This is a genomic window from Pseudomonas kairouanensis (assembly GCF_004682055.1).
Classification (GTDB): domain Bacteria; phylum Pseudomonadota; class Gammaproteobacteria; order Pseudomonadales; family Pseudomonadaceae; genus Aquipseudomonas; species Aquipseudomonas kairouanensis.
The window spans coordinates 1-19,093 of the sequence record NZ_QUZU01000056.1 but is presented as its reverse complement, the minus strand read 5'-3'; the positions used below and the strand labels follow the sequence as shown (position 1 = coordinate 19,093).

Sequence of the window (19,093 nt, the reverse complement as noted above, 5' to 3'; positions counted from 1 at the left end):
AATACGCGTATGCCAAACTAACCCGCATATAGACAAGGTGAAAACTCTCTAATGGCCGATTGGCAGTCCCTCGATCCCGAGGCCGCTCGTGAAGCGGAAAAATATGAAAACCCTATTCCTAGCCGCGAACTGATCCTGGCGCATCTCGCCGATCGTGGTTCGCCTGCTAGCCGCGAGCAGTTGGTTGAAGAATTCGGTCTGACCACCGAAGACCAGCTCGAAGCCCTGCGCCGCCGCCTGCGTGCCATGGAGCGCGACGCACAACTGATCTACACCCGCCGTGGCACCTATGCACCTGTGGATAAACTTGACCTGATCCTGGGCCGCATCGCCGGCCACCGTGACGGCTTTGGTTTCCTGATCCCGGACGACGGCAGCGACGATCTGTTCATGAGCCCGGCGCAAATGCGCCTGGTGTTCGATGGTGACCGTGCCCTGGCGCGGGTTTCCGGCCTGGATCGTCGTGGTCGCCGTGAAGGCGTTATCGTCGAAGTGGTGTCCCGTGCCCACGAGTCCATCGTCGGCCGTTACTTCGAAGAAGGCGGCATCGGCTTTGTTGTGCCGGACAATCCGAAGGTCCAGCAGGAAGTGCTGATCACCCCGGGCCGCAACGGCGCCGCCAAGGTCGGTCAGTTCGTCGAGGTGAAAATCACCCACTGGCCCACCGCACGGTTCCAGCCGCAGGGCGACATCGTTGAAGTGGTCGGCAACTACATGGCGCCGGGCATGGAAATCGACGTTGCGCTGCGCACCTACGATATTCCTCACGTCTGGCCCGAGGCTGTGCTCAAAGAAGCCGGCAAGCTCAAGCCTGAAGTGGAAGAGAAAGACAAAGAAAAACGCATCGACCTGCGTCACCTGCCGTTCGTCACTATCGACGGCGAAGACGCCCGCGACTTCGACGATGCGGTTTACTGCGAAGCCAAGCCTGGCAAGCTGCGCCTGTTCTCCGGCGGCTGGAAGTTGTTTGTCGCGATTGCCGACGTGTCCAGCTACGTGAAGATCGGTTCGGCCCTGGACAACGAAGCCCAGGTACGCGGCAACTCGGTGTATTTCCCAGAGCGCGTGATCCCGATGCTGCCTGAGCAGCTGTCCAACGGCCTGTGCTCCCTGAACCCGAAAGTCGACCGTTTGGCCATGGTGTGCGAGATGACCATCTCGAAAACCGGCGAAATGACCGACTACCAGTTCTACGAAGCGGTGATCCACTCCCAGGCGCGCCTGACCTACAACAAGGTCAGCACCATCCTGGAAACGCCGAAGACCAGCGAAGCCAAGGCCCTGCGTACCGAATACGCTGGTGTGGTGCCGCACCTCAAGCAGCTTTATTCGCTGTACAAGGTGCTGCTGGGTGCCCGTCACACCCGTGGCGCGATCGATTTTGAAACCCAGGAAACCCGGATAGTCTTCGGTTCCGAGCGCAAGATCGCCGCAATCACCCCGACCACGCGTAACGACGCTCACAAGCTGATCGAGGAGTGCATGCTGGCGGCCAACGTGGCCACCGCTGAGTTCCTGAAAAAGCACGAAATTCCTGCGCTGTACCGGGTGCACGACGGCCCTCCGCCAGAGCGTCTGGAGAAGCTGCGCGCGTTCCTCGGCGAGCTTGGCCTGTCCCTGCACAAAGGCAAGGACGGCCCGACGCCGAAGGACTACCAGGCACTGTTGGCCAGCATCAAGGACCGTCCGGATTACCATGTGATCCAGACCGTCATGCTGCGCTCCCTGAGCCAGGCGGTGTACAGCGCCGACAACCAGGGCCACTTCGGCCTGAATTACGAGGCGTACACCCACTTCACCTCGCCGATCCGTCGTTACCCGGACCTGCTCACGCACCGCGCTATCCGCAGCGTGATCCACTCCAAGCAGAACACCCCGCACGTCAAGCGTGCCGGTGCCATGACCATTCCGAAAGCGCGGATCTATCCGTACGACGAAGCGGCCCTGGAACAGTTGGGCGAGCAGTGCTCCATGAGCGAGCGCCGCGCCGACGAGGCCACCCGCGACGTGGTGAACTGGCTCAAGTGCGAGTTCATGAAGGACCGCGTAGGCGAGTCGTTCCCAGGCGTGATCACTGCGGTGACCGGTTTTGGTCTGTTTGTCGAACTGACCGACATCTACGTCGAAGGCCTGGTGCACGTCACCGCCTTGCCGGGTGACTACTACCACTTCGACCCTGTGCATCACCGCCTGGCGGGCGAGCGCACCGGTCGCAGCTTCCGTCTGGGCGATACCGTGGAAGTGCAGGTCATGCGCGTCGACCTCGACGAACGCAAGATCGACTTCGGCATGTCTGATAAACCAGCCGAATCGCCGGGTAGCCGCAAAAAAAATCGTGGCAGCACGCCGACTGCACCTGCGAGCAAAGGCAAAGGCGCCCCTGCGAAAGTGGCTGAACCTGAGCCGGCTGCCAAGGCAGGCCGTCGTTCGTCCACCAAGGAGAAGGCTCCCGAGGCCTACCGCCCAAGCGACGCTGCGGCAAAAAACGCCGAGCTGCGCAAGAGCCGTGAGTTGAAGCAGCAGCTGCTCAACGAAGCCAAAAGCGGTGGTAAAGCGGCGTCTGGGGGAAAGTCCCGCGGGGCGGAGAATCCGTCGAGCAAGCCAAGTAAACACCGTAAAGGCCCGCCTAAAGCGGGTTCGGCCCCTGCCAAAAGCGGCGGGTCGCGCAAACCTAAGGCCAAGTCATGAGTCTGGAAAAAATCTACGGCGTCCACGCCGTAGAAGCACTGCTGCGTCACCACCCAAAACGCGTCAAGCAAGTGTGGTTGGCAGAAGGTCGCAGCGAGCCGCGCGTACAAGCGCTGGTTGAGCTCGCGACCCAAAACAAGGTTGCCATCGGCCAGGCCGAGCGCCGTGAAATGGATGTATGGGTTGAAGGCGTTCACCAAGGCGTGGTTGCGGACGTAAGCCCAAGCCAGGTCTGGGGCGAAGCCATGCTCGACGAGCTGCTCGACCGCACCGAAGGCGCGCCACTGTTGCTGGTGCTGGACGGCGTGACCGATCCGCATAACCTTGGCGCCTGCCTGCGTTCGGCGGATGCCGCCGGTGCGCTGGCGGTGATCGTGCCTAAAGACAAGTCGGCTACCCTGACGCCGGTTGTGCGCAAGGTGGCCTGCGGCGCGGCGGAAGTGATTCCGCTGGTGGCCGTGACCAACCTGGCGCGCACCCTGGAGAAACTCCAGCAGCGCGGCTTGTGGGTCGTGGGCACGGCGGGGGAGGCCGAGGTCAGCATTTATGACCAGGACCTCACCGGCCCAACCATCCTGATCATGGGTGCCGAAGGCAAGGGCATGCGTCGCCTGACCCGCGAGCACTGTGATTACCTGGTGCATTTGCCGATGGCCGGTAGTGTGAGCAGCTTGAACGTGTCGGTTGCCACCGGCGTGTGCCTGTTCGAGGCCCAGCGTCAGCGCGGTGCCAAGGCCAAGGCCAAGCCTAAGAAGTAATAAGGTCTAAATGTGGGAGCGGGCTTGCTCGCGAATACGGTATGTCAGTCACTTCAGATGGGACTGATACACCGCTTTCGCGAGCAAGCCCGCTCCCGCAGTGGTTTTGTGTTTAGCCTGAAAGCGTGATTGTTCAAATAATCACCAATCACCTTGCACGCGTGCGCCCCCTTCTCTACAATTGCGCCCCTTGCCTTCCTGGCAGGCACCAATGTGCCTCCCTGCGGCAAGATCCATAAGTGTCATTCACTCCTTGTCTGACCGTTTTTGAGCGGCAGGCTACAACCCGTAAGGAGCATTCATGCGTCATTACGAAATCATCTTTTTGGTCCACCCGGATCAAAGCGAGCAAGTCGGCGGCATGGTTGAGCGTTACACCAAGCTGATCGAAGAAGACGGCGGCAAAATCCACCGTCTGGAAGATTGGGGCCGTCGTCAACTGGCCTACGCAATCAACAATGTTCACAAGGCTCACTACGTGATGCTGAACGTTGAGTGCACTGGCAAGGCCCTGGCCGAGCTGGAAGACAACTTCCGCTACAACGATGCAGTGATCCGTAACCTGGTCATCCGTCGCGAAGAAGCCGTTACCGGCCAATCCGAGATGCTCAAGGCTGAAGAAAACCGCAGTGAGCGCCGTGAGCGTCGCGACCGTCCTGAGCACTCCGACGCCGAAGGCGTTGATGGTGATGACAGCGACAACAGCGATAACGCTGACGAGTAATCCACGGACCTTTTAAGGAGCCTATCAAATGGCACGTTTCTTCCGTCGTCGTAAATTCTGCCGCTTCACCGCTGAAGACGTGAAAGAGATCGATTACAAAGATCTCAACACTCTGAAAGCCTACGTATCCGAGACCGGCAAAATCGTTCCAAGCCGTATCACCGGTACCAAAGCACGTTATCAGCGTCAGCTGGCCACCGCTATCAAGCGCGCCCGCTTCCTGGCCCTGCTGGCCTACACCGACAGCCACGGCCGCTGAGACCGGGCAGTCGACAAGTAGTAAGGGATTGAATGCATGCGCGCCTTAGCTGAGTTCATCATGCGCGGTCGTGTGCAGGCCACTCTGGTAGTGGCTGGATGTGCAGCATTGCCGTTGTTGTATTGGTTGGGTGCTGCCGCTGGATGCCTTGTGCTCCTGCGGCGCGGTTTGCAGGATGCCATTGGTGTCCTGGCCCTGGGATTGCTGGCCGCCTTGATCTGGTGGCTGCAATTGGGCGAACCCAAGGTGCTTCTGGTGCTGCTGGGGTCGTCGAGCCTTGCGTTGGTTTTGCGCGCAAGTGAGTCCTGGGTCCGCACGCTGCTGGTCAGCGTGGCGTTGGGCTTGGTGTTTTCGCTGTTGATTGACGCGGCTTTCCGCCCGCAAATCGAGGCGCTGGCGCAGGAGATCGTCAAGATCCTGCCAATGGCCCTCGGGGAACTCTACCAGCGGTTTTCGGTAGAAGAGCGAGCGCGTCTTGCAACGCTGATTGCACCGGCCCTGATCGGCCTGATGGCGGTAATGATGCAGATCGTCAGTGTGCTGAGCCTGATGCTTGGGCGTTACTGGCAGGCGTTGTTGTACAACCCGGGTGGTTTTGGTCGCGAGTTTCGCAGTATCAGAATTCCCGCGGGCCCGGCGATGTTGCTGCTGGCTCTCATGGTTATCGGGCCGAACCTCGGTTCGCAGATGGCCCTGATGATGCTGTTTTGCAGCGTACCGCTGGTGTTTGCCGGATTGGCCCTGATTCACGGGCTGGTCGCGCACAAGCGCCTGGCCAAGTTTTGGCTGGTGGGGTTGTACGTCACGATGGTGCTGTTCATGCAGCTGATCTATCCGTTACTCGTGGTTCTGGCCATTGTCGACGGCCTGATTGATTTTCGCGGTCGTCTGGCGCCGAAAGACGCCGATAACGCGAACGGTGAAGGTTAAAAGTTAGAGGATTTTCACATGCAACTGATCCTTCTGGAAAAAGTCGCCAACCTGGGCAACCTGGGCGACAAAGTGAACGTTAAGGCCGGTTACGGTCGTAACTACCTGCTGCCATACGGCAAAGCCACCGCTGCAACCGCTGCCAACCTGGCTGCGTTTGAAGAGCGTCGTGCTGAGCTGGAAAAAGCAGCAGCAGACAAAAAAGCTTCGGCCGAAACTCGCGCTGCCCAACTGGCTGAGCTGGAAGTGACTATCACTGCCACCGCCGGTGACGAAGGCAAGCTGTTCGGTTCGATCGGCACCCACGACATCGCTGATGCACTGACCGCCTCCGGCGTTGAAGTGCAGAAGAGCGAAGTTCGTCTGCCGAACGGCACCATCCGCAACGTAGGCGAATTCGACGTAGCCGTGCACCTGCACGCCGAAGTTGAAGCCACCGTACGCGTTGTCGTGGTAGCAGCTTAAGTCGCACCTAACTGACTGGCACCTCGCGTGTCAGGCAGTTAACATCGGGCACGATCCTGTTTACAGGTCGTGCCTTTTGTTTTTCTACACACCCCAAATTCCAAGTGGCCATGAACGATATTTCAGCTCCTGAGCAATACGATCTGCAAACCGCTGCCCTGAAGGTGCCGCCGCATTCCATCGAGGCCGAACAGGCCGTGCTCGGTGGCTTGATGCTGGACAACAACGCCTGGGAACGCGTGCTGGATCAAGTCTCGGACGGTGATTTCTATCGCCATGACCACCGCTTGATCTTCCGCGCCATTGCCAAGCTGGCCGACCAGAACTCGCCGATCGACGTGGTGACTCTGGCCGAACAACTGGACAAGGAGGGCCAGACCTCCCAGGTCGGCGGCCTGGGCTACCTGGGCGAGTTGGCAAAGAACACGCCGTCCGTCGCCAACATCAAGGCCTATGCCCAGATCGTCCGCGAGCGCGCCACCTTGCGCCAGTTGATCGGCATCAGCACCGAAATCGCCGACAGCGCCTTCAACCCCGAAGGCCGCACTGCCGCCGAGATCCTTGACGAAGCCGAGCGCCAGATCTTCCAGATCGCCGAAGCCCGCCCGAAAACCGGCGGCCCGGTGGGCGTCAACGAGCTGTTGACCAAGGCCATCGACCGCATCGACACCCTGTTCAACACCGACAACGCCATCACCGGTATTTCCACCGGCTACACCGACCTCGACGAGAAGACCAGCGGCCTGCAGCCGGCGGACTTGATCATCGTCGCCGGCCGTCCATCCATGGGTAAAACCACCTTTGCGATGAACCTGGTGGAAAACGCCGTATTGCGCAGCGACAAGACCGTATTGGTGTACTCGCTGGAGATGCCAGGTGAATCGCTGGTCATGCGGATGCTCTCGTCCCTGGGGCGTATCGACCAGACCAAGGTGCGAGCCGGCCGCCTGGAAGATGACGATTGGCCACGCCTGACCTCGGCGGTCAACCTGCTCAACGACCGCAAGCTGTTCATTGATGACACCGCCGGCATCAGCCCCTCCGAGATGCGCGCACGTACCCGCCGCCTGGTGCGTGAGCACGGCGATATCGCCCTGATCATGATCGACTACCTGCAGTTGATGCAGATCCCCGGCTCCAGCGGCGATAACCGTACCAACGAGATTTCCGAGATTTCCCGGTCCCTCAAGGCCCTGGCCAAGGAATTCAACTGCCCGGTGGTGGCTTTGTCCCAGCTCAACCGTTCCCTGGAACAACGTCCCAACAAGCGCCCGGTGAACTCCGACTTGCGGGAATCGGGTGCGATCGAGCAGGACGCCGACGTGATTATGTTCGTGTACCGCGACGAGGTGTATCACCCCGAGACCGAACACAAAGGCATTGCCGAGATCATTATCGGCAAGCAGCGGAACGGCCCTATCGGCTTTATCCGCCTGGCGTTCATCGGTAAGTACACGCGCTTCGAAAACCTCGCGCCGGGCAGCTACAACTTCGACGACGACGAATAACCTGTCTGCTCAATTCCGACCATTACCGTCGGAATTGGTCAAAATTTGTGCTATATTCCGCGCCCGCGATTTTCCATCTCAACACCGGTCACCGTCATGCAAACAGCCAAGCCGTTATTTGACTATCCCAAGTACTGGGCCGAATGTTTCGGTCCAGCGCCATTCCTGCCCATGAGCAGGGAGGAGATGGATCAGCTTGGCTGGGATTCCTGCGACATCATCATCGTCACCGGTGATGCCTACGTTGACCACCCGTCGTTCGGCATGGCGATCATCGGCCGGCTGCTGGAGTCCCAGGGCTTTCGCGTCGGCATCATTGCGCAGCCGAACTGGCAGTCCAAAGACGACTTCATGAAGCTTGGCGAGCCGAACCTGTTCTTCGGCGTCGCGGCCGGCAACATGGACTCGATGATCAACCGCTACACCGCCGACAAGAAGATCCGCTCCGACGACGCCTACACCCCTGGCGGCATGGCCGGCAAACGCCCGGACCGCGCCAGCCTGGTGTACAGCCAGCGTTGCAAGGAAGCCTACAAGAACGTGCCGATCGTACTGGGTGGCATCGAAGCCTCCCTGCGCCGCATCGCCCACTATGACTACTGGCAGGACCGCGTACGCAACTCGATCCTGATCGACGCCACCGCCGATATCCTGCTGTACGGCAACGCCGAGCGGGCCATCGTCGAGGTTGCCCAGCGCCTGTCGTGGGGCCACAAGATCGAAGACATCACCGACGTGCGCGGCACCGCGTTCATTCGCCGTGACACGCCTGCGGGTTGGTACGAGGTGGACTCCACCCGCATCGACCGTCCGGGCAAGATCGACAAGATCATCAACCCCTACGTCAACACCCAGGACACCCAGGCCTGCGCCATCGAGCAAGAGAAAGGCCCGGTGGACGACCCGGAAGAAGCCAAGGTCGTACAGATCCTGGCCAGCCCGCGCATGACCCGCGACAAGACCGTGATCCGCCTGCCGTCGGTGGAAAAGGTCCGTGGCGACGCGGTGCTCTACGCCCACGCCAACCGCGTGTTGCACCTGGAAACCAACCCAGGCAACGCCCGCGCCCTCGTGCAGAAGCACGGTGAAGTGGACGTGTGGTTCAACCCGCCGCCCATCCCGATGACCACCGAAGAAATGGACTACGTGTTCGGCATGCCGTACGCACGTATCCCGCACCCGGCGTACGGCAAGGAAAAAATCCCGGCCTACGACATGATTCGCTTCTCGGTGAACATCATGCGTGGCTGCTTCGGCGGCTGTACCTTCTGCTCGATCACCGAGCACGAAGGCCGCATCATCCAGAACCGTTCCGAAGAGTCGATCATTCGCGAGATCGAAGAGATCCGCGACAAAGTACCGGGCTTTACCGGCGTGATCTCCGACCTCGGCGGCCCGACCGCGAACATGTACCGCATCGCCTGCAAGAGCCCGGAAATCGAATCCGCGTGCCGCAAGCCGTCGTGCGTGTTCCCTGGCATTTGCCCGAACCTGAACACCGACCACTCGTCGTTGATCCAGCTGTACCGCAGCGCCCGTGCGTTGCCAGGTGTGAAGAAGATCCTGATCGCTTCCGGCCTGCGCTACGACCTGGCGGTCGAGTCGCCGGAGTATGTGAAAGAGCTGGTCACCCACCACGTCGGTGGCTACCTCAAGATCGCCCCGGAACACACCGAGGAAGGTCCGCTCAACCAGATGATGAAGCCGGGCATTGGCAGCTATGACAAGTTCAAGCGCATGTTCGAGAAGTACACCAAGGAAGCGGGCAAGGAGCAGTACCTGATCCCGTACTTCATCGCCGCCCACCCCGGCACCACCGATGAAGACATGATGAACCTGGCCCTGTGGCTCAAGGGCAACGGCTTCCGTGCCGACCAGGTGCAGGCGTTCTACCCGTCGCCAATGGCCACCGCCACCGCAATGTACCACTCGGGCAAGAACCCGCTGCGCAAGGTCACTTACAAGAGTGACGCGGTGACCATCGTCAAGAGCGAAGACCAGCGCCGTCTGCACAAGGCGTTCCTGCGCTACCACGACCCGAAAGGCTGGCCGATGCTGCGTGAGGCGCTGACCCGCATGGGCCGTGCCGACCTGATCGGGCCGGGCAAGGACCAACTGATCCCGCTGCATCAGCCGAGCACCGACAGCTACCAGAGCGCCCGTCGCAAGAACTCGACGCCGGCGGGCAGCCATAAGGTCGCCAAGGAAACCACCACCAGGATCCTCACCCAGCACACCGGCCTGCCGCCCCGTGGCAGTGACGGCAGCAACCCGTGGGACAAGCGCGAGCAAGCCAAGGCCGCGGCCCAGGCGCGCAACAAGCAGGCCGCCAAGGAACGCACCGATGCGGCCAAGGGCAAAGGCAAGAAGCCGGCGCGCAAGCCGGTGGTGCCGCGTTGATCGCAGCCTGAATATGCAAAACGCCAGCCTCGTGCTGGCGTTTTGCTTTCTATTCGGTGGCAAGTCTGTTTGTTAAGGTGGCGGCCATTAGGCCGCCTTCGCGAGCGAGCCCGCTCCCACTTTTGACCGAGTTCCAACATGAGAATGCGGTCGAATGTGGGAGGGGGCTTGCTCCCGATAGCGCCAGTCCAGTCACCACCTGATTCAAGGAAGAGCACCCCCATGGGCAACCCCCTGGCCAACATCGGCATGGACTCCAACCGCTCCCAGTTCATGGCGCGCCAGCGCATCGAAAGTGAAATCAACCTGCCCCGGCTATTTGCCGCTATCGATGCCGACCCCGCCATCGTCGGCGCCGGTGTGGTGTATATCGATGCCAGTTTCAACGTGGTCACCCTGCGCGAATTCCAGCCCATCTGCAGCATCGCGCCCAAGCGGGTGATCCTGCGTGAGGCGCAGAAGTACATCGCCCCCACCCAATTCGCCCAGCAGGTGCAAGACAACCCGCGAGAGTCGCGATTAGTGGGGGAGGCGGTCAATACCACCCTGTCGTGTGCCGGCGCGGTGATCGGTTGGATTGTCGTGCTCAGTGGCTCCGTCGCGGTCCCGTTTTCGGCGGGGGCCAGTTCGGTGGTCGTGGCGCTCGGCTACACCGCTGCGACAGCCAGCTCGTTGCAGTGTTTTGCCAGCGGCTACCGCACCGTCAATGAAGTCCGCAACCCCGCCAAGAACGATCAACTCGACAGCGAGGAGTGGTACCAATACACCATGATTGCGCTGGATGCCGCGTCGTTGGTCGGCGTTGGCGCATCCTCTTTGGCGACGCTCAAGTTGGTTCGGCTGAACAAGGCGACCACGGGGAAAAGTGTAAGAGAGGTACTCCGGGGCTTGAATCGGCAGGAGCGCGCCAAGCTGACCAAGGAGCTATTGAGCATTAACGACCCGCGCCTGAGCTCGAAAATGATCAAGCTCAAGCAGCTGTCGGGTGAGTTGCCCAAGCGGTTCACGCCCACCGAGGTCAAGCATGCAACCGTGACACAGATCAAGGATGCCTTGGGCGCTGTCATCGGTTTTACCGGCAGTGCGGTGTCGGGCAACGTACGCACGATTGCCGTGGGTTTGTATGAGGAAGCCGAGTGATGAATGAGCTGCCCAGCATTCGCAGTTTTCTCTCGACGTATTTCCCGGTCTTCATGGGGGCGATATTTGCGTGCATTTTTACCCTGGTGTTTGCAGCCCCCGTGTTCGTTGATAGCTACATGCCAAACCTGTCCATGGCGGATAACGCCAAGTATTCCTTCCTGGCGGGGGTCGCGCTCACGCTGGTGGTGGTGCACTGCAATTTCATGATCGCGCGTGGGCGTCCCCACTGGGCGCGAGCGTTGGTGGGGCTTTTAGGGCTGTGCTTTCTGGCAATGTTGCCAACCCTCAATGATCAGCCGAACAAGGTGATGTACGCCTTGAGCTTGTTGCTCCCGTTGCTTGGGTTGTGGCTGCTCAACAGCAAGCGCCACCGTGAAATGCGCCAGAAACTGCTCGAAGTGCGCCATCTGCGCGAAGCCATTCTTGCCCGGCACAAACCCCGCTGATTGCTAGGTTCGCCGCCCCATGCCACAAATATGTGCGGCTCTTGCACCAAGGCCCGTACGTTGGCGCCGTTTTGGTGCTGTACTGCACCGGGTCTTACGAGAAAGCGCAATGACTGCCGCTGTGGCATAAGTCTTGCGCACGTCAAGCCCATGCCCTGGCTCGCAGGAGGCCGCCGTGTCGATTCATGTCGCGTTGCACCACGTTACGCATTACCGCTACGACCGCGCTGTCGAACTCGGCCCGCAGATCGTGCGGTTGCGCCCGGCAGCCCATAGCCGCACGCGGATTTTGTCCTACGCGCTCAAAGTGCTGCCCGAGCAGCATTTCATCAACTGGCAGCAAGACCCCCAGGGCAATTACCTGGCGCGGTTGGTGTTTCCGGAAAAGACCGACGAGCTGCGCATTGAAGTCGACCTGGTCGCCGAGATGGCCGTGTTCAACCCGTTCGACTTTTTCCTCGAACCCTACGCCGAAAAAATCCCCTTCAGCTACGCCGCCGATGAACAGCGTGAGCTGGCGCCGTACCTGGAAACCTTGCCGCTCACGCCACAATTTGCCGCCTACCTGGCCGGGATCGACCGCACGCCCTTGCCAGCGGTGGATTTTCTGGTGGGGCTCAACCAGCGCCTGGCCGCCGATATTGGCTACCTGATCCGCATGGAGCCGGGCGTGCAAACCCCGGAATTCACCCTGCAAAACGCCTCCGGCTCGTGCCGTGATTCGGCCTGGCTGCTGGTGCAGATCTTGCGCAACCTGGGGCTGGCGGCGCGGTTTGTGTCGGGCTATTTGATCCAGCTCACCGCCGACGTCAAAGCCCTCGATGGCCCCTCAGGCACCGACGTGGACTTCACCGACCTGCATGCCTGGTGCGAAGTGTATTTGCCCGGCGCCGGCTGGATCGGCCTGGACGCCACCTCCGGGCTGTTCGCCGGTGAAGGCCATATCCCATTGGCCTGTAGCCCCGATCCCTCGTCTGCCGCGCCTATCAGTGGGCTGGTGGAACCTTGCGAGTGCGAATTTACCCACGAAATGTCGGTAGAGCGGATTTGGGAGGCGCCGCGCGTCACCAAGCCCTACACCGAAGAACAATGGCTGGCGATCCAGGCCCTGGGCCGGCAGATCGATGGCGACCTGCTCAAGGATGACGTGCGCCTGACCATGGGGGGTGAGCCCACCTTCGTGTCCATCGACGACCCCGACGGTGCCGAGTGGAACACCGCCGCCTTGGGCCCGGACAAACGCCGACTGTCCGCCGAGCTGTTCCAGCGCATGCGCAAGCGCTACGCGCCCAAGGGCCTGGTGCACTTTGGCCAGGGCAAGTGGTACCCCGGCGAGCAACTGCCGCGCTGGTCCCTCAACTGCTACTGGCGTCGCGATGGCGTGCCGATCTGGCACAACAGCGCGCTGATCGCCGACGAGCAGGAAGATTATGGCGCGGACGGCGCCATGGCCGGGCGCTTCCTGGCCAGTGTGGCCGAACGCCTCAAGCTGCCGGCGCGCTTTGTGTTCCCGGCCTTTGAAGACAACTTCTACTACCTGTGGCGCGAAGGTGCGCTGCCGCACAACGTCACCGCCCAGGACCCGCGCCTGAGCGACGACCTGGAGCGCGAGCGCCTGCGCAAAGTGTTCAGCCAGGGCCTGGATAAAGTCATTGGCCAGGTGCTGCCGCTGGCGCGCACCGCCGCCAACGACCGCTGGCAGAGCGGGCGCTGGTACCTGCGGGATAACCACTGCCGCCTGGTGCCGGGGGATTCGCCCCTGGGCTACCGCCTGCCGTTGGCGTCGCAACCCTGGGTGACAGCGGCGGAGTACCCGTTTGTGCACCCCACCGACCCGAACCAGGATCAGCCCGACCTGCCGAGCACGGCAACACTGCAACACCATGATGCTGCCGCGCCCGTCGATGAACGTGTGCCCGAAGTGGATCAGTCCGCCGATTGGTTGACGCGCACCGCCCTGTGCGCCGAAGCGCGGGAAGGGCGTTTGTACCTGTTTATGCCACCGCTGGAGCGCGTCGAGGATTACCTGGCACTGGTGGCCGCCATCGAAGCCACCGCCGAAGAACTGCATTGCCCGGTGTTGCTGGAAGGCTACGAGCCGCCTGCGGACACACGCTTGAGCAACTTTCGCGTCACGCCGGACCCCGGTGTGATCGAGGTGAATGTGCAGCCGTCCGCCACTTGGGATGAGTTGGTGGAGCGCACCGAATTCCTTTACGAAGAGGCGCGGCAAACCCGCCTCACCACCGAAAAATTCATGATCGACGGCCGCCACACCGGCACCGGCGGCGGCAACCACTTTGTCTTGGGCGGCGCCACGCCCAAGGATTCCCCCTTCCTGCGCCGCCCCGATCTGCTGCGCAGCCTGATCAGTTACTGGCACAACCATCCGTCATTGTCGTATCTGTTCTCCGGCCTGTTTATCGGCCCCACTTCCCAGGCGCCACGGGTGGACGAAGCGCGTAACGACGCGCTGTACGAACTGGAAATCGCCTTCGCGCAAATGCCCGAGCCCGGCGAGCAATGCCCGCCCTGGTTGGTGGACCGCCTGCTGCGCAACCTGCTGATCGACGTGACGGGCAACACCCACCGCGCCGAATTCTGCATTGACAAGCTTTACTCGCCGGACGGCGCCACCGGCCGCCTGGGCCTGCTGGAATTGCGCGCCTTCGAGATGCCGCCCCATGCGCGCATGAGCCTGACCCAACAATTGCTGCTGCGCGCCCTGGTGGCACGCTTCTGGCGCGAACCCTACGCGCCGCCGAAGCTGGCGCGCTGGGGCACCGAGCTGCATGACCGCTTCCTGCTGCCGCACTTTATCGAGCAGGACTTTGCCGACGTGATCGTCGAACTCAACGCCGCCGGCTACCCGCTGCGCGCCGAATGGTTTGCCGCGCACCTGGAGTTCCGTTTTCCCAAGGTGGGTGACTACGCCGTCAGTGGCATCGAACTGGAACTGCGCCAAGCGCTGGAGCCCTGGCACGTACTGGGCGAGGAGGGCGCGGTAGGCGGCACGGTGCGTTATGTGGATTCGTCCCTGGAGCGCCTGCAAGTCAAGCTGACCGGGCTGCCACCGCAACGCTACCTGCTGACCTGCAATGGCATCCCGGTGCCGCTGCAAGCCACTGGCCGAGTGGGCGAGTTTGTTGCGGGTGTGCGTTATCGCGCCTGGCAACCGGCCAACTGCCTGCAACCGACCATCCCGGTGCATGCGCCGTTAGTGTTTGATTTGCTGGATACCTGGATGCAGCGTTCGCTGGGCGGCTGCCAGTACCACGTTGCCCATCCGGGCGGGCGTAATTACGACAGTTTGCCGGTGAATGCCAATGAGGCGGAGAGTCGGCGGATGGCAAGGTTTTTCCGGTTGGGGCATACGCCCGGTAATATTCCAGTGCCACAAGTTGTCATCAACGATGAGTTGCCGATGACCTTGGATCTGCGGCGTTTCCCCCATAAAAATGACTAAACGCGATCAAAAATGTGGGAGGGGGCTTGCCCCCTCCCACAGGAGATTTGCAGTGTTTGTAGGTTAATCTGAGCCCCTTTGCCTCTGCCGAGCGTTCCATGTCCGACTTGCTCGACCGTTACCCGCTGACTGCGGGCACTTACCACGAACTGCTGGATGACAGCGGCGCCGTGCGCGCCCACTGGCAGCGCCTGCTCGACCATTTGCAGCGCAGCACCCCCGCGCAATTGGCCCAGCGCCAGGCGTTGCTGACGCGGCAGATCCAGGAAAACGGCGTGACCTACAACGTCTACGCCGACCCCAAGGGCGCCGACCGCCCGTGGGAATTGGACCTGCTGCCCCATGTGCTGGCGGCCGAAGAGTGGCAGCAGTTGTCCGCCGGGATCGCCCAACGTGCACGCTTGCTCAATGCGGTACTGGCCGACCTGTACGGCCCGCAACGCCTGATCAAGGAAGGCCTGCTTCCGGCCGAACTGGTATTTGGGCACAACAACTTCCTGTGGCCGTGCCAGGGCATCCAGCCGCCGGACGGTGCTTTTCTGCACCTGTACGCCGTGGACCTGGCGCGTACGCCGGACGGTCGCTGGTGGGTCACCGCCGACCGTACCCAGGCACCGTCGGGTGCCGGTTATGCGTTGGAAAACCGCACCATCGTGTCCCGCGCCTTCCCGGACCTGTACCGCGACTTGCAGGTGCAGCACCTCACCGGTTTCTTCCGTACCCTGCAGGAAACCCTGGCCCGCCAGGCGCCCAGCGACGACCAGCCACCGCTGATCGTGCTGCTCACCCCCGGACGTTTCAACGAAAGCTACTTCGAACACCTTTACCTTGCCCGCCAACTCGGTTATCCGCTGGTGGAAGGCGGCGACCTCACCGTGCGCGACAGCACCGTGTTCCTCAAGACCCTCAGCGGCCTGCGCCGGGTACACGCGATCATGCGCCGCCTGGACGACGACTTCTGCGACCCGCTGGAGCTGCGCACCGACTCGGCCCTCGGTGTGCCGGGCCTGCTGGACGCGGTGCGCCAAGGCAACGTGCTGGTGGCCAATGCCCTGGGCAGTGGCGTGCTGGAGTCCCCCGGCTTGCTGGGCTTTCTGCCGAAGATCAACGAATTTCTGTTTGGTGAAGAACTGATCCTGCCGTCCATTGCGACCTGGTGGTGCGGTGAAGCGCCGGTGCTCGCCCAAGCGCTGGAGAAACTGCCGGAACTGCTGATCAAGCCCGCGTTTCCTTCCCAAAGCTTCGCCCCGGTATTTGGCCGCGACCTGAATGAAAAGCAACGCCAGGCCCTGGCCGAACGCATGCGTGCACGGCCTTACGCCTATGTGGCCCAGGAGCTGGCGCAACTGTCCCAGGCGCCGGTGTGGCACACCGTGGAAGACCACCTGCAACATCGCGCCATTGGCATGCGCGTGTATGCCGTGGCCAGCGATGAAGGTTACCGTGTGCTGCCCGGCGGCCTGACCCGCGTGGCCGCCGAGGCAGATGCCGAAGTGGTGTCGATGCAACGCGGCGGCGCCAGCAAGGACACCTGGGTGCTTGGCGAGCGCGCACCGGGTGGCGAACAGTGGCGAGCACAGCGGGCCATTGGCGCCCATGACCTGGTGCGCCGCGACCCGTACCTGCCGTCGCGCGTGGTGGAAAACCTGTTCTGGTTTGGCCGTTACTGCGAGCGCTGTGATGACAGCGCGCGCTGGTTGCGCATCGTGCTGGCGCGGTATGTAGATGGCGACGATCCCTTGGCCTTGCAGGCGGCAGTCGAGCTGGGGGAAACCCTGCGCCTGTTGCCGGAGGAGGGCGAGTTGCCCGAGCGCCTGCTGGCAGCGCTGCTGGGCGATGACTGGCCGTCGAGCTTGCGGGCCAACCTGCAGCGCTTGCAGTGGGCGGCATCCCAGGTGCGCGGCAAGTTGTCCCGGGAAAACTGGCAGGCCCTGGTGGAGTTGCAACGCGAAGCCATGGAACTGGAAAGCGAGACGCCGGATTTTGGCGAGTTGCTGGACTTCCTCAACCGCCTGGTGATGTCCTTGGCGGCGTTGTCTGGCTTCGCGCTGGACGACATGACCCGCGATGAAGGCTGGCGCTTTTTGATGATGGGCCGGCGTATCGAGCGCCTGCAGTTCTTGAGCAGCAGCCTGGCGGCATTCCTGCGCGGCGTGGCGGTGTTCGATCAGGCAGGGCTTGAGTGGTTGCTGGAACTGGGCAACAGCAGCATCACCTATCGTTCGCGCTACCTGGCCGTGCCGCAGTTGATCCCGGTGCTCGACTTGCTGCTGCTGGACGAGCAGAACCCCCACGCCGTGCTGTTCCAGTTGAAGCTGGTGAGCCGCACCTTGCGCCGTTTGAACGATGATTTTGGTGTGCCCCGGGAAACCGGCCTCGGCCCATTGGTGGAGCGCCTTGCGCGCTTTGACCTGGGTTGCCTGGAGAACCCGTTGTTTGGCGAGTCCAGCGTGCGTGCCGCGCTGGACGGCCTGGCCGACCTGCTGCAAGCAGTGGCCGATGAGAGTGGGCAAGTGTCGGACCGCCTGGCGTTGCGCCACTTTGCCCATGTGGATGATGTCAGCCAGCAAACGGTGTCGTTGTGATGAGTGCGCGCTACCAGATCTTCCACGATACCCATTACCACTACGACAGCCCGGTGTCCCTGGCCCAGCAGTTGGCGCACCTGTGGCCACGGCCGTGCGCCTGGCAACGCTGCACGGCGCAGCAACTGGATATCAGCCCGCAGCCGTCGTCGCGGCGTGATGAGCTGGATGTGTTCGGCAACCCCATCACGCGCCTGGCGTTCGAACGTCCCCACGATGAGCTGCTGGTAAACGCGAGCCTGACGGTGGAAGTGCTCGCGCGCCCGCTGCTGGATTTTCAGCAGTCGCCCGCCTGGGATAAGACCCGCGATAGCCTCACCTACAGCAGTCAGCCGCTGACGCAGGACGTGATCGAAGCGTGCCGCTACCGCTTCGAATCGCCCTATGTGCATTTGAAGCAAACCTTCGTTGAGTTCTCCGAGAGTTGCTTTGCGCCTGCGCGGCCCTTGTTGCTCGGCGTGCAGGCGCTGATGGAAAAAATCTTCAGCGAATTCACCTTCGATGCCGAAGCCACCCAAGTCGCCACACCGTTGGTGGAAGTGCTGGAGCGCCGTCGTGGCGTGTGCCAGGACTTCGCCCACCTGATGCTCGCGTGCCTGCGCTCGCGGGGTCTGGCGGCGCGCTATATCAGCGGCTACCTGCTCACCCAGCCGCCGCCAGGCCAGCCACGGCTGATCGGCGCCGATGCGTCCCATGCGTGGGTGTCGGTGTATTGCCCGGTGTCAGGCTGGGTGGATTTTGATCCGACGAATAATGTGCAGCCGGCACTGGAGCACATCACCCTGGCCTGGGGCCGGGATTTCTCGGATGTGTCGCCGTTGCGGGGGGTGATCCTGGGGGGAGGGAACCATGACCCGGAAGTGCGGGTAACGGTGATGCCGCTGCAATAACGGCAGATTGTGGCGAACCGGGTCGGCCGGTTCACCACAAAGGAAATTATTCAGCCGGATCTTTTGGTGTTTCGGTCTCGTCGCTCGTTTCTTCACTATCGACGTCTGCGTTCAGCCCATTGGCCTCTTCGTCTGCAGCGGCTTTCTTGCGTTGCAGTTTTTCCTCTTTCTTCTGCTCCTTGGCCAGGTCTCTCTGACGTTTTGCGAAGGAGTAATTAGGTTTGGCCATGGGCGATCCTCTAGGGTCGAAGGTGAGGGTGGCGGCGCGCAGCTGCCTTGGGTTGCCATGGTAGCAGCTTAGCAGCGCCCTTGGCCTTCACTTACCGCAGGCGTACGCGGCCAAAAGGCCATTGAACAGTTGGTTTAAGTGCATGGCTCGGACTCCAGTGGGGGATGGGCCGATCATAGAAAGGTCGTACGACTTTAGCTGTTAGATTGTGTTGATAAGTCTGATAGCCTAAAGTTGTATACAATCCGTTGACTCAGATCATAAGAATTTCAGCCTGGATCAGGCACCCTTGTCCCAATACGTCTTTTAAACCCTGCCTTGGAGATTCACATGTTTGCCAAACTCGTTGCTGTTTCCCTGCTGACTCTGGCGAGCGGCCAGTTGCTTGCTGCAGAGTGCGCGGTCACCGTCGACTCCACCGACCAGATGTCCTTCAACACTAAAGAAATCACCATCGACAAGAGCTGCAAGTCCTTCACTGTGAACCTGGAGCACTCGGGCAACCTGCCGAAAAACGTGATGGGCCATAACTGGGTGCTGACCAAATCCGCCGACATGGCTGGCGTTGCCACTGACGGCATGGCCGCTGGCATCGACAAGAA

15 protein-coding genes are annotated in these 19,093 nt (G+C 61.5%); 14 read left to right on the top strand and 1 reads right to left on the bottom strand.

Going from position 1 to position 19,093, the window contains the following annotated elements:
- The first annotated feature begins 51 nt into the window (after positions 1–51).
- The 13 genes from rnr (at position 52) to DYL59_RS28035 (ending at position 18,262) form a co-directional block, all read left to right on the top strand.
- Complete coding sequence (gene rnr / locus DYL59_RS28095) at positions 52–2,688, top strand: ribonuclease R (protein ID WP_135292066.1); 2,637 nt, start codon at positions 52–54, stop codon at positions 2,686–2,688.
- Complete coding sequence (rlmB, locus tag DYL59_RS28090; protein WP_003188074.1) at positions 2,685–3,446, top strand: 23S rRNA (guanosine(2251)-2'-O)-methyltransferase RlmB; 762 nt, start codon at positions 2,685–2,687, stop codon at positions 3,444–3,446. The genes rnr and rlmB overlap by 4 nt, the downstream gene beginning before the upstream one ends.
- Positions 3,447–3,747: 301 nt before the next feature.
- A complete protein-coding gene (gene rpsF / locus DYL59_RS28085) occupies positions 3,748–4,170 on the top strand; it encodes a 30S ribosomal protein S6 (protein ID WP_008035342.1) in 423 nt (140 codons plus the stop codon).
- A 28-nt stretch (positions 4,171–4,198) separates the two neighbouring features.
- Positions 4,199–4,429 (top strand): 30S ribosomal protein S18, encoded by a 231-nt coding sequence (gene rpsR, locus DYL59_RS28080; RefSeq protein ID WP_002551829.1) that lies wholly within the window; start codon positions 4,199–4,201, stop codon positions 4,427–4,429.
- 36 nt (positions 4,430–4,465) lie between these two features.
- The gene (locus tag DYL59_RS28075) at positions 4,466–5,359 is read left to right on the top strand and encodes a YybS family protein (protein ID WP_135292065.1); all 894 of its coding nucleotides are present in this window, start codon (positions 4,466–4,468) and stop codon (positions 5,357–5,359) included.
- A gap of 18 nt (positions 5,360–5,377) precedes the next feature.
- The gene (gene rplI / locus DYL59_RS28070; protein WP_003171376.1) at positions 5,378–5,824 is read left to right on the top strand and encodes a 50S ribosomal protein L9; all 447 of its coding nucleotides are present in this window, start codon (positions 5,378–5,380) and stop codon (positions 5,822–5,824) included.
- A gap of 110 nt (positions 5,825–5,934) precedes the next feature.
- Positions 5,935–7,332 carry a replicative DNA helicase gene (gene dnaB / locus DYL59_RS28065; RefSeq protein ID WP_065900140.1) on the top strand — a complete coding sequence of 466 codons (1,398 nt, stop codon included), beginning with the start codon at positions 5,935–5,937 and terminating at the stop codon, positions 7,330–7,332.
- 96 nt (positions 7,333–7,428) lie between these two features.
- Entirely contained in the window at positions 7,429–9,732 is a 2,304-nt protein-coding gene (locus tag DYL59_RS28060; protein WP_135292064.1) for a YgiQ family radical SAM protein, read from the top strand.
- 222 nt (positions 9,733–9,954) lie between these two features.
- Positions 9,955–10,872: an Ssp4 family T6SS effector gene (locus DYL59_RS28055; RefSeq protein WP_135292063.1), complete on the top strand. Its 918-nt coding sequence runs from the start codon at positions 9,955–9,957 to the stop codon at positions 10,870–10,872.
- On the top strand, positions 10,872–11,321 hold the full coding sequence (locus tag DYL59_RS28050) for a hypothetical protein (protein ID WP_135292062.1): 450 nt from the start codon (positions 10,872–10,874) through the stop codon (positions 11,319–11,321). Before DYL59_RS28055 ends, DYL59_RS28050 begins: the two co-directional genes overlap by 1 nt.
- A gap of 175 nt (positions 11,322–11,496) precedes the next feature.
- Positions 11,497–14,787, top strand: coding sequence for a transglutaminase family protein (locus tag DYL59_RS28045; protein WP_135292061.1), 3,291 nt, complete (start codon positions 11,497–11,499; stop codon positions 14,785–14,787).
- Between the two features lie 98 nt (positions 14,788–14,885).
- Positions 14,886–17,372: a circularly permuted type 2 ATP-grasp protein gene (locus tag DYL59_RS28040; RefSeq protein WP_135292060.1), complete on the top strand. Its 2,487-nt coding sequence runs from the start codon at positions 14,886–14,888 to the stop codon at positions 17,370–17,372.
- The gene (locus tag DYL59_RS28035) at positions 17,372–18,262 is read left to right on the top strand and encodes a transglutaminase family protein (protein WP_135292059.1); all 891 of its coding nucleotides are present in this window, start codon (positions 17,372–17,374) and stop codon (positions 18,260–18,262) included. Before DYL59_RS28040 ends, DYL59_RS28035 begins: the two co-directional genes overlap by 1 nt.
- A gap of 46 nt (positions 18,263–18,308) precedes the next feature.
- Here DYL59_RS28035 and DYL59_RS28030 read toward each other — a convergent pair whose 3' ends face one another.
- The gene (locus tag DYL59_RS28030; RefSeq protein ID WP_135292058.1) at positions 18,309–18,491 is read right to left on the bottom strand and encodes a hypothetical protein; all 183 of its coding nucleotides are present in this window, start codon (positions 18,489–18,491) and stop codon (positions 18,309–18,311) included.
- 330 nt (positions 18,492–18,821) lie between these two features.
- On the opposite strand from DYL59_RS28030, the gene azu reads away from it, so the two are divergent.
- Positions 18,822–19,093 (top strand): azurin (azu, locus tag DYL59_RS28025; RefSeq protein WP_135292057.1); only part of this gene is annotated, 272 nt, incomplete at its 3' end.

Excerpts from the sequence above, each read along its gene's own strand:
- DYL59_RS28040 (WP_135292060.1), top strand. The coding sequence starts at position 14,886 with ATGTCCGACTTGCTCGACCGTTACCCGCTGACTGCGGGCACTTACCAC.
- rnr (WP_135292066.1), top strand. The coding sequence starts at position 52 with ATGGCCGATTGGCAGTCCCTCGATCCCGAGGCCGCTCGTGAAGCGGAA.
- rpsR (WP_002551829.1), top strand. The coding sequence starts at position 4,199 with ATGGCACGTTTCTTCCGTCGTCGTAAATTCTGCCGCTTCACCGCTGAA.
- DYL59_RS28055 (WP_135292063.1), top strand. The coding sequence starts at position 9,955 with ATGGGCAACCCCCTGGCCAACATCGGCATGGACTCCAACCGCTCCCAG.
- rpsF (WP_008035342.1), top strand. The coding sequence starts at position 3,748 with ATGCGTCATTACGAAATCATCTTTTTGGTCCACCCGGATCAAAGCGAG.
- DYL59_RS28030 (WP_135292058.1), bottom strand. The coding sequence starts at position 18,491 with ATGGCCAAACCTAATTACTCCTTCGCAAAACGTCAGAGAGACCTGGCC.
- DYL59_RS28035 (WP_135292059.1), top strand. The coding sequence starts at position 17,372 with ATGAGTGCGCGCTACCAGATCTTCCACGATACCCATTACCACTACGAC.
- dnaB (WP_065900140.1), top strand. The coding sequence starts at position 5,935 with ATGAACGATATTTCAGCTCCTGAGCAATACGATCTGCAAACCGCTGCC.
- DYL59_RS28050 (WP_135292062.1), top strand. The coding sequence starts at position 10,872 with ATGAATGAGCTGCCCAGCATTCGCAGTTTTCTCTCGACGTATTTCCCG.
- DYL59_RS28060 (WP_135292064.1), top strand. The coding sequence starts at position 7,429 with ATGCAAACAGCCAAGCCGTTATTTGACTATCCCAAGTACTGGGCCGAA.
- DYL59_RS28075 (WP_135292065.1), top strand. The coding sequence starts at position 4,466 with ATGCGCGCCTTAGCTGAGTTCATCATGCGCGGTCGTGTGCAGGCCACT.
- rplI (WP_003171376.1), top strand. The coding sequence starts at position 5,378 with ATGCAACTGATCCTTCTGGAAAAAGTCGCCAACCTGGGCAACCTGGGC.
- rlmB (WP_003188074.1), top strand. The coding sequence starts at position 2,685 with ATGAGTCTGGAAAAAATCTACGGCGTCCACGCCGTAGAAGCACTGCTG.